The 8,888-nt window shown below is 74.4% G+C and carries 7 protein-coding genes; 3 read left to right on the top strand and 4 right to left on the bottom strand.

The features are described from left to right. Window positions 1–143 precede the first annotated feature (143 nt). Window positions 144–1,172 (top strand): WxL protein peptidoglycan domain-containing protein, encoded by a 1,029-nt coding sequence (locus ACZ597_RS23545; protein ID WP_471333328.1) that lies wholly within the window; start codon window positions 144–146, stop codon window positions 1,170–1,172. Window positions 1,173–1,238: 66 nt separating this feature from the next. Then, the gene (locus ACZ597_RS23540; protein ID WP_471333325.1) at window positions 1,239–2,429 is read left to right on the top strand and encodes a hypothetical protein; all 1,191 of its coding nucleotides are present in this window, start codon (window positions 1,239–1,241) and stop codon (window positions 2,427–2,429) included. 107 nt (window positions 2,430–2,536) lie between these two features. Here ACZ597_RS23540 and ACZ597_RS23535 read toward each other — a convergent pair whose 3' ends face one another. The 4 genes from ACZ597_RS23535 to iolC are packed head-to-tail and all read right to left on the bottom strand — an operon-like array spanning window position 2,537 to window position 7,837. After that, window positions 2,537–4,036 (bottom strand): CoA-acylating methylmalonate-semialdehyde dehydrogenase, encoded by a 1,500-nt coding sequence (locus tag ACZ597_RS23535; RefSeq protein ID WP_471333322.1) that lies wholly within the window; start codon window positions 4,034–4,036, stop codon window positions 2,537–2,539. A gap of 12 nt (window positions 4,037–4,048) precedes the next feature. Further along, window positions 4,049–5,935 carry a 3D-(3,5/4)-trihydroxycyclohexane-1,2-dione acylhydrolase (decyclizing) gene (gene iolD / locus ACZ597_RS23530; RefSeq protein WP_471333319.1) on the bottom strand — a complete coding sequence of 629 codons (1,887 nt, stop codon included), beginning with the start codon at window positions 5,933–5,935 and terminating at the stop codon, window positions 4,049–4,051. Beyond that, the gene (iolB, locus tag ACZ597_RS23525; protein WP_471333439.1) at window positions 5,932–6,906 is read right to left on the bottom strand and encodes a 5-deoxy-glucuronate isomerase; all 975 of its coding nucleotides are present in this window, start codon (window positions 6,904–6,906) and stop codon (window positions 5,932–5,934) included. Before iolB ends, iolD begins: the two co-directional genes overlap by 4 nt. Before the next feature lie 7 nt (window positions 6,907–6,913). Beyond that, entirely contained in the window at window positions 6,914–7,837 is a 924-nt protein-coding gene (gene iolC, locus ACZ597_RS23520; RefSeq protein ID WP_471333436.1) for a 5-dehydro-2-deoxygluconokinase, read from the bottom strand. Between the two features lie 129 nt (window positions 7,838–7,966). Between iolC and ACZ597_RS23515 the strand changes: the two genes are divergently transcribed. Then, window positions 7,967–8,881, top strand: coding sequence for a sugar phosphate isomerase/epimerase family protein (locus ACZ597_RS23515; RefSeq protein WP_471333316.1), 915 nt, complete (start codon window positions 7,967–7,969; stop codon window positions 8,879–8,881). Window positions 8,882–8,888: the final 7 nt, after the last annotated feature.

Raw genomic sequence — 8,888 nt, 5'->3', positions numbered from 1 at the left:
GTTGGGTGGTAACTTTCTCCCCTCCTTGATGGTTTTCCGGACGGACGCCCCGACCAAACGGGGGGGGGTGCCTTTCCGCCCCCCCACCACCCTCCCGCGTTCCACCGCCGCATTCCCCGCCGCGACACTGGAGACCGACGCCCATGCGCAGCATCCGCACCGTTGTCCGCTCCCTCCTCCCGGCCCTGTGCGGCGCGCTGGTGCTGCTCCCCGCCGCCCCCGCGGCGGCCGCGGACAACGGCACATGGGGGGTCTTCCCGACGCCGCCGGCCGGCGCGTCGGTGACCGACCGGGCGTACTTCTTCCACCAGGGCGCCGCCGGTACCACCATCAGCGACAGCGCGACGGTCCTGAACTCCTCCGACAAGGAGCTGACCTTCCGGGTCTTCGCCACCGATGCGGTCAACACCCCGTCGGGCGGCGCCTTCGCGCTGCTGCCCGCGCAGACGAAGCCGAAGGACGTCGGCTCCTGGGTGGCCCTGGCACCCGGGGCGGCGGCCACCGTCACCGTCCCGCCCCGGGGCCGCAAGGACATCCCCTTCACCGTCAAGGTCCCCCAGGACGCCGTGCCCGGGGACCACGTCGGCGGGATCGTCGCACTGAACACCGAGGTCGAGGGGGTGCAGAAGGAGGGCAAGGTGCAGGTCGGGGTCCAGCGCCAGGTGGGCGCCCGGCTCTACTTCCGGGTGCCCGGCCCGCTGACCCCGGGACTGAGCGTGGAGGACGTGCGCGTCGACCGGGGCGCCCCGCTGCTGCCGTGGGTCAAGGACGCCCGCGCGACCGTCACGTACGCGCTGGTCAACCGGGGCAACGTGGTCGTCGAGCCGAGGGTGGCGGTGTCCGCGGAGGGGCTGTTCGGGCGGCGGGTGCTGAACCGGCCGGCCCGGGACCTGAAGCTCGTACTGCTGCCCGGCCAGCGCATCGAGCTGACCGAACCGTGGCCGGACGCGCCGCAGTTGGACCGGGTGTCCGTCAAGGTCCGGGCGGGTGCGGCCGCTTACCCGGACCTCACCCCGGAGGCCGGTACGGACTTCGTCGCCGTCCCGTGGCCGGCGGCGGGCGCGGCCCTGGTCCTGGCGGGGGCCGGCGCCACCCTCCTGGTGCTGCGCCGGCGGCGCCGCGGAACTCCGGAAGAAGCGCTGAGCGAACCGGACTTGGCGCGGGCACTCTGACGGGCGAGGGTGTCCCCCGGGGGGTGACGGCATTCGGCCATCACCTGTGACGGGGAGGCAAGACGGATGGAACGACAGCACAGCGGGTCCGGGTCCGCCGCGCCCGCAGCCCGGCCGGTCAGGGGCGTGGGCCTGCTGACCCGCATCGAGCGGGCGCTGGGCACCGGGACCGCCGCCTACCTGCCCGGGGACGGCTGGATCCGGCTCACCCTCCCGATCGACGACGGCGGCCCGGCACCCGTCACGGTGGACGTCGTCGCGGACACCGTGCGGGCCCCGCGCGGGATCGCGTACCTGCTGCCCGGCGGTGGCCTGAACTTCGCGGCGGACTTCTTCACCCCGGGCGGGGACAACCTGGCCCACCACCTGCGCCGCCAGGGCCTGCTGGTGGTCGGGGTGACCCCGCGCGAGGACGCCGCCCGCCCCGAGGAGGTCACCGCGGACTTCGGACTCGCCGCGCACCGCCGGGACCTCGCTGCGGTGGTGGCCGCGCTGGACTCCGTACTGGGCCTGCCGTACGAGTACGCGGGCCACTCGGCCGGCGCCGCCCTGGCCCTGGACGCGGCCTCGCACGACCCCTCGGAGCGGCTGCGCCGGGTGCTGGTCCTGGACACGGCCGGACCGTACTCGGGGGCGCTGGCGGAGCGGGCCGCCGAAACCCGGGAGGTGTACGAGGAGCAGCTCGCGCGGGGTGTCCACGCGGCGGATCCGGGCCTGGCGGCGCTGGTCGCCCGGGCGGTGGCGGACCCGTCGGGCGACTCGGGGGTGCCGTGGCCCCCGGCCCCGGCTCAGCGCTTCACGAACGCCGGCCTGGCCCACTTCGCCCTGATCCGCACCGCCGCCCTGCCCGGCCCGGCCAACTGGATCCACCGCCAGGGCCACGGCGCGGGCGAGTACGTCTTCGGCGCCACCCCGGCCGAGGACCGCTTCGCACTGGCCCGGACCCCGCTGGCCACCTGGCACGCGGCCACGTCGGCGCTCGGCAGCGGGCTGGTGCCGACGGCGCTGATGCGGGACCTGGCGGCGGTGTGGGCGGGCGACGGGAAGGCGTACGGGATCGCGTGGGAGCGGATCCGCTGCGAGGTGGTGTGGGTCAACACCGAGCTGGGCCGGGGCGACGAGCCGCACGGCGCGGAGCTGATCCGGGCGGCGGGCAACGACCGGGTCCGCTTCGCCGTGGTCCCGGGCTACGGGCACGGCGACGCGGTCTGGTCGCGGACGGCGGCGGTGGACGTCTGGCCGCTGCTCCAGGGCTGAGTGACGGGGCTCAGGCGACAGGGCTGAGGCGACGGGGCTCAGGGAACGGCGCAGCCCCCGGCCGGTGAGGGTTGGCCGGGGGCTGCTGGTCTGCGGAGCGTCAGGGCTCAGTGGTTGCGGGGGAAGCCCAGGTCGACGCCGGCGGGGCCGTCGGCCGGGTCGGGCCAGCGGGTGGTGACGACCTTGCCGCGCGTGTAGAAGTGGATGCCGTCGTTGCCGTAGATGTGGTGGTCGCCGAAGAGCGAGTCCTTCCAGCCACCGAAGGAGTGGTAGCCCACCGGCACCGGGATCGGCACGTTGACGCCGACCATGCCCGCCTGGATCTCCAGCTGGAAGCGGCGGGCGGCGCCGCCGTCGCGGGTGAAGATCGCGGTGCCGTTGCCGAACGGCGAGGCGTTGATGAGGGCCACGCCCTCCTCGTAGGTCTCGGTGCGCAGCACGCACAGGACCGGGCCGAAGATCTCGTCGCGGTAGGCGTCGGAGTCGGTCTTGACGTTGTCGAGGAGCGAGAGGCCGATCCAGTGGCCGTTCTCGTTGCCCTCGACCGTGTAGCCGGTGCCGTCCAGGACGACGTCCGCGCCCTGGGCCGCCGCGCCCTTGACGTAGGAGGCGACCTTGTCGCGGTGGGCGGCGGTGATCAGCGGGCCCATCTCGGAGGTCGGGTCGTTGCCGGGGCCGATCTTGATCTTCTCGGCGCGCTCGCGGATCTTCTCGACCAGCTCGTCGGCGATGGAGCCGACGGCGACGACGGCGGAGATGGCCATGCAGCGCTCGCCGGCCGAGCCGTAGGCGGCGGAGACGGCCGCGTCCGCGGCGGCGTCCAGGTCGGCGTCCGGGAGCACCAGCATGTGGTTCTTGGCGCCGCCCAGCGCCTGGACGCGCTTGCCGTTGGCGGAGGCGGTGGTGTGGATGTGGCGGGCGATCGGGGTGGAGCCGACGAAGGAGACGGCGGAGATGCCGGGGTGGGCGAGGAGGGCGTCGACGGCGACCTTGTCACCGTGGACGACGTTGAGGACGCCCGCCGGCAGGCCTGCCTCGGTCATCAGCTCGGCGAGCTTGTTGGAGGCCGACGGATCCTTCTCGCTCGGCTTGAGGATGAAGGTGTTGCCGCAGGCGATGGCCAGCGGGAACATCCACATCGGGACCATCGCCGGGAAGTTGAACGGGGTGATGCCCGCGACCACGCCGAGCGGCTGGCGGATGGCGGAGACGTCCACCCGGTTGGAGACGGAGGTGGACAGCTCGCCCTTGAGCTGCGTGGTGATCCCGCAGGCCAGCTCGACGATCTCCAGGCCGCGCGCGACCTCGCCCAGCGCGTCGGAGTGCACCTTGCCGTGCTCGGCGACGATCAGCTCGGCGATCGCGTCGCGGTTGGCGTCCAGCAGGGCGCGGTAGGCGAAGAGCACCTTGGTACGGGCGGCCAGCGAGGACTGGCCCCAGGACAGGAAGGCCTCCTGGGCGACCTTGACGGCCGCGTCGACCTCCTCGGCGGAGGCGAGCGCGACCTGCGTGGTGACCTCGCCGGTGGCCGGGTCGGTGACCGGGCCGTAGTTGCCCGACGCGCCCTCGACGGTCTTGCCACCGATCCAGTGGTTGACGGTCTTCATTGTGCTGCTCCTTCACAGATGGCGACGTCGCTGCGCGGCTTGCCGGTCGTACTCTTCACGGGCCTGGGCCGCCGACGCGCGGGTCGCGGTCTCGGCCACAGGAACATCCCACCACGCCTGTGCCGGGGGCGGGCCCGACACAGTGTCGGGTGTTCGGGTCTGTGCGTAGACACATGTGGGCCGGTCCGACAGGCGGGCCTCGGCCAGGGCTTTTCGCAGGTCACCGATGGTGCGGGTGCGGATCACGGCCATCCCGAGGGAGGCCGCGTTGGCCGCGAGGTCCACCGGAAGGGGGTCCCCGGTGTACGCCCCGCCGGGCGCCCGGAAGCGGTAGGCCGTGCCGAAGCCCTCGCCGCCCACGGCCCCCGACAGGCCGCCGATGGAGGCGTAGCCGTGGTTGTCGAGGACCACCACCTTGACCGGGAGTCCCTCCTGGACGGCGGTGACGATCTCCGTGGGGTTCATCAGGTACGAGCCGTCGCCGACGAGCGCCCACACCGGCCGGTCCGGGGCGGCCAGGGCCACCCCGAGGGCGCCGGGGATCTCGTAGCCCATGCAGGAGTAGCCGTACTCCACGTGGTACTGGTACGCGGAGCGGGCCCGCCAGAGCCGGTGCAGGTCGCCGGGGAGCGAGCCGGCCGCGTTGACGATCACGTCGGTGTCGTCGACGACGGCGTCGAGGGCGCCGAGCACCTGGGCCTGGGTGGGGACGGCGCTGTCGTCGGGGGCGTGGAAGGCCTGGTCGACCAGGGCCTCCCAGTAGAGCTTCGCCTTGCGGTACGTCCGCTCGTACGCCGGGTCCACGCGGTGGCCCGCGAGCTCCGCGCGCAGCGCGTCCAGGCCCTCGCGGGCGTCCGCCACCAGCGGCAGCGCGGCCTGCTTGTGGGCGTCGTACGGGTCGAGGTTGAGGCCGAGGAAACGGACGCCGGGGTCCTGGAAGAGGGTCGAGGAGGCGGTGGTGAAGTCGGTCAGCCGGGTGCCTGCCGCGATGACCAGGTCGGCGGCGCGGGCCAGGTCGTCGGCGGTGGCGGTGCCGGTGTGGCCGACGGCGCCCACCTCGGCGGGGTGGTCGTGGCGCAGCGCGCCCTTGCCCGCCTGGGTGGCGGCGACGGGGATCCCGGTGGCCTCGGCGAAGGCCCTCAGGGCGTCCTCGGCGCCGCTGTGGCGGATGCCGCCGCCGACGATCAGCAGGGGGCGGCGGGCCTCCCGTACGGCCTCGGCGGCGGCCCGCAGCTCGTCCGCGTCGGGCCTGGGCCGGCGCACCCGCCACACCCGCTCGGCGAAGAACTCCTCGGGCCAGTCGTACGCCTGGGCCTGTACGTCCTGCGGCAGCGCGAGGGTGACGGCGCCGGTCTGCACGGGGTCGGTGAGGACCCGCATCGCCTGGAGGGCGGCCGGGACCAGGGCTTCGGGTCGGGTGATCCGGTCGAACCAGCGGGACACGGGCCGCAGGGTGTCGTTGACGGAGACGTCGCCGGCCCAGGGGACCTCCAGTTGCTGGAGCACCGGATCGGCGGGCCGGGTCGCGAAGGTGTCCCCGGGCAGCAGGAGCACCGGGATCCGGTTGATCGTGGCGAGGGCCGCGCCGGTGACGAGGTTGGTGGCGCCGGGCCCGATGGAGGTGGTCACGGCGTGCGCCGAGAGCCGCCCGCGCTGTCGGGCGTAGCCGACGGCGGCGTGCACCATGGCCTGCTCGTTGCGCCCCTGGAGGAAGGGCATGGCGTCCGGCCCGCTCTCCAGCAGGGCCTGCCCGATCCCGGCGACGTTCCCGTGCCCGAAGATCCCCCAGGTGGCGGCGATCAGCCGGTGCCGGCGCCCGTCGCGCTCGGCGTACTGGACGGCGAGGAAGCGCACGAGCGCCTGCGCGGTGGTGAGCCGGACGCTGCGCTGCGCGGTCACGGGGTCTCCTCGGGTCGGGGTCCGGCGGGTTCCCCACGGGGGCCGGGGCCGGGGGTCCGGGCGAACGGAAGGCGGGGGTCGACGTCCTGGTCGGGCCAGGTGCCGCGGATCCAGGCGTGGTCCGGGTGGTCCCGGACCAGCCACTCCCGGTCCGCGTCAGGGCCGGCCATCACGTTCAGGTAGTACATGTCGTGCCCGGGCGCCGCGATCGACGGGCCGTGCCAGCCGTCGGGGATCAGGACGACGTCACCCGACCGCACCTCGGCGAGCACGTCGGTCTTCCCGGCGGGCGAGGGCGTCACGCGCTGGTAGCCGACGCCGGGGGTGTCCCCGTGCGGGGCGATCTCGTAGAAGTAGATCTCCTCCAGGCGGGACTCCTGGCCCGGGTGGTGCTCGTCGTGCTTGTGGGGCGGGTACGAGGACCAGTTCCCGCCCGGGGTGAGCACTTCGACGGCGATGAGCCGGTCGCAGTCGAAGGCGTCGGCCGCGGCGAAGTTGTGCACCTGCCGCGAGCACTGCCCGGCGCCGCGCAACTCGACGGGCACGGCCTCGGCGGGCCCGTACCGCGCGGCCAGCCGCCGCTCGCACCGCGCCCCGACGAGCGCGAACCGGCCGCCTCCCGCGGAGCGGACCTCGGCGTACGCGTCCCGGGGGAGGTACGCGAAGTCGGTGGGCCCGGCGAACACGCCTGCGCGGCCGCGCAGTTCGAAGGTCCCCGCGGGGGCCTCCCCCGCCCCGCCCCTTCCCGAGGCCGTCGCTCCGCCCCCGGTGCGCTCAGACGCCGCGCGGGCTGGATCTTCCCGCCCCGCGGAGCCCGGGGCCGCGCCCGGCATCCGGTCCGGGGGAGCGTCCGCGCAGCGGACCTCACAGGCACCCGACAGCGGGAGCACGATCCACTCGGCGCCGCCGCAGGCGTGCCCGTACACCTCCCCCGGAGCCAGCTCCAGCACCACCAGCCGGGTGAGCTCCATCCCCGTCTCAGACAGCACCGGCACGGCCCAGCACCTCCTCCACCTCGTGCGGGAACGGCATCGCCGACGAGCAGGCCAGCCGCGAGGCCACGATCGCCCCGGCGGCGTTCGCGTACCGCAGCACCCGCTCCAGGTCCCAGCCGGCCAGCAGCCCGTGGCAGAGGGCGCCCCCGAAGGCGTCCCCGGCGCCGAGCCCGTTCACCACTTCCACCTCCACCGGCGGCACTTCCACCGCCGTCCCGTCCCGGTGGACCGCGAGGACGCCCCGCGGCCCCCGCTTGACCACCGCCAGCTCCACCCCGGCCGCGAGCAGCGCCTCCGCGGCCCCGTACGGCTCACGGCGCCCGGTGGCGACCTCGCACTCCTCGGTGTTGCCCACGGCCACCGTCGCCAGCCCGAGCGCCCGCCCGTACCAGGGCTCCGGCGGGCCGCCCCACAGCGTCGGCCTCCAGTCGAGGTCGAAGACGGTGATCCCGGACTTCGAGCGGGCCTCCAGCGCGGCCAGGGTCGCGGCGCGGCTCGGCTCGGCGCTCAGGCCCGTGCCGGTCATCCAGAAGACCCGCGCCGCCCGTACCGCCTCGCGGTCGATCCCGTCCGGCTCGATCTCCAGGTCGGGCGCCTTCGGGAGCCGGTAGAAGTAGAGCGGGAAGTGGTCGGGCGGGAAGACCTCGCAGAAGGTGACGGGCGTCGGGTAGGCCGCGACCTCCCCCACCCACCGGTCGTCGACGCCGAACCCCCGCAGCTCAGCGCGCAGGTACGCGCCGAAGGGGTCGGCCCCGGTCCGGCTGATCACGGCCGTGCGCCGCCCCAGCCGGGCGGCGGCGACGGCGACGTTCGCCGGCGAGCCGCCCAGGAACTTGCCGAAGGTGTCGGCCTCGGCGAGCGGTACACCGGTCTTGAGCGGGTAGAGATCCACCCCGATCCGCCCCATCGTGATGAGGTCGTGGACGGCTCCCCCGTCCGCCGGACCGGCCGTCGCCGACCCCTCCGCGCTGGTCACAGGCTCTCCTCCCACTCGTCCTCCCTCTTCCCTCGAACCCCGCACCCTAAGGTGGCCGTCATGACCTCCTCCCCACCCGCGTTGACCCGTATCCGTGTCGGTTCGGCTCCGGACTCCTGGGGTGTCTGGTTTCCGGAGGATCCGCTCCAGACCCCTTGGGAGCGGTTCCTCGACGAGGTCGCCGACGCCGGGTACGAGTGGATCGAGCTCGGCCCGTACGGCTACCTGCCCACCGATGCGGCCCGGCTCGCGGACGAGACCGCCAAGCGCGGTCTGCGGGTGTCCGCCGGCACCGTCTTCACCGGACTCCATCACGGCCCCGGCGTCTGGGAGCAGACCTGGGCGCACGTGTCGCGGATCGCCGCGCTGACCCGGGACACGGGGGCGGAGCACCTCGTCGTGATCCCCTCCTTCTGGCGCGACGACAAGACCGGCGGAATGCTGGAGGACCCGGTCCTGAGCCCCGCCCAGTGGCGTGAACTGACCTCGCAGACCGAGCGCCTGGGGCGGGAGGTCCGGGAGCGGTACGGGCTGCGGATCGTGGTGCACCCGCACGCGGACACGCACGTCGACACCCCGGAGAACGTGGCCCGCTTCCTGGACGCCACCGATCCGGCGCTGGTCTCCCTGTGCCTGGACACGGGGCATTACGCGTACTGCGGCGGGGACAGCGTCGAGGCGATCGAGGCCTTCGGCGAACGGATCGGCTACCTGCACCTGAAGCAGGTGGACCCGCGGGTCCTCGCCGAAGTGCGGGCGGAGGGGACGCCGTTCGGGCCGGCCGTGGCGCGCGGGGTGATGTGCGAGCCGCCGTCCGGGGTGCCCGCGCTGGAGCCCGTACTGGCGGCGGCCCAGCGGCTCGGGGTGGACCTGTTCGCGATCGTGGAGCAGGACATGTACCCGTGCCCGCCCGAGCGTCCGCTGCCGATCGCCCGGCGCACCCGCGCCTATCTGCGGTCCTGCGGCGCCCGTTGACGACCCC

The organism is Streptomyces sp. NPDC040718 (assembly GCF_055593565.1).
This window is presented reverse-complemented; position numbering and strand designations above follow the sequence as displayed.

Excerpts from the sequence above, each read along its gene's own strand:
- ACZ597_RS23535 (WP_471333322.1), bottom strand. The coding sequence starts at position 4,036 with ATGAAGACCGTCAACCACTGGATCGGTGGCAAGACCGTCGAGGGCGCG.
- ACZ597_RS23545 (WP_471333328.1), top strand. The coding sequence starts at position 144 with ATGCGCAGCATCCGCACCGTTGTCCGCTCCCTCCTCCCGGCCCTGTGC.
- ACZ597_RS23515 (WP_471333316.1), top strand. The coding sequence starts at position 7,967 with ATGACCTCCTCCCCACCCGCGTTGACCCGTATCCGTGTCGGTTCGGCT.
- iolC (WP_471333436.1), bottom strand. The coding sequence starts at position 7,837 with ATGGGGCGGATCGGGGTGGATCTCTACCCGCTCAAGACCGGTGTACCG.
- iolB (WP_471333439.1), bottom strand. The coding sequence starts at position 6,906 with ATGGAGCTCACCCGGCTGGTGGTGCTGGAGCTGGCTCCGGGGGAGGTG.
- ACZ597_RS23540 (WP_471333325.1), top strand. The coding sequence starts at position 1,239 with ATGGAACGACAGCACAGCGGGTCCGGGTCCGCCGCGCCCGCAGCCCGG.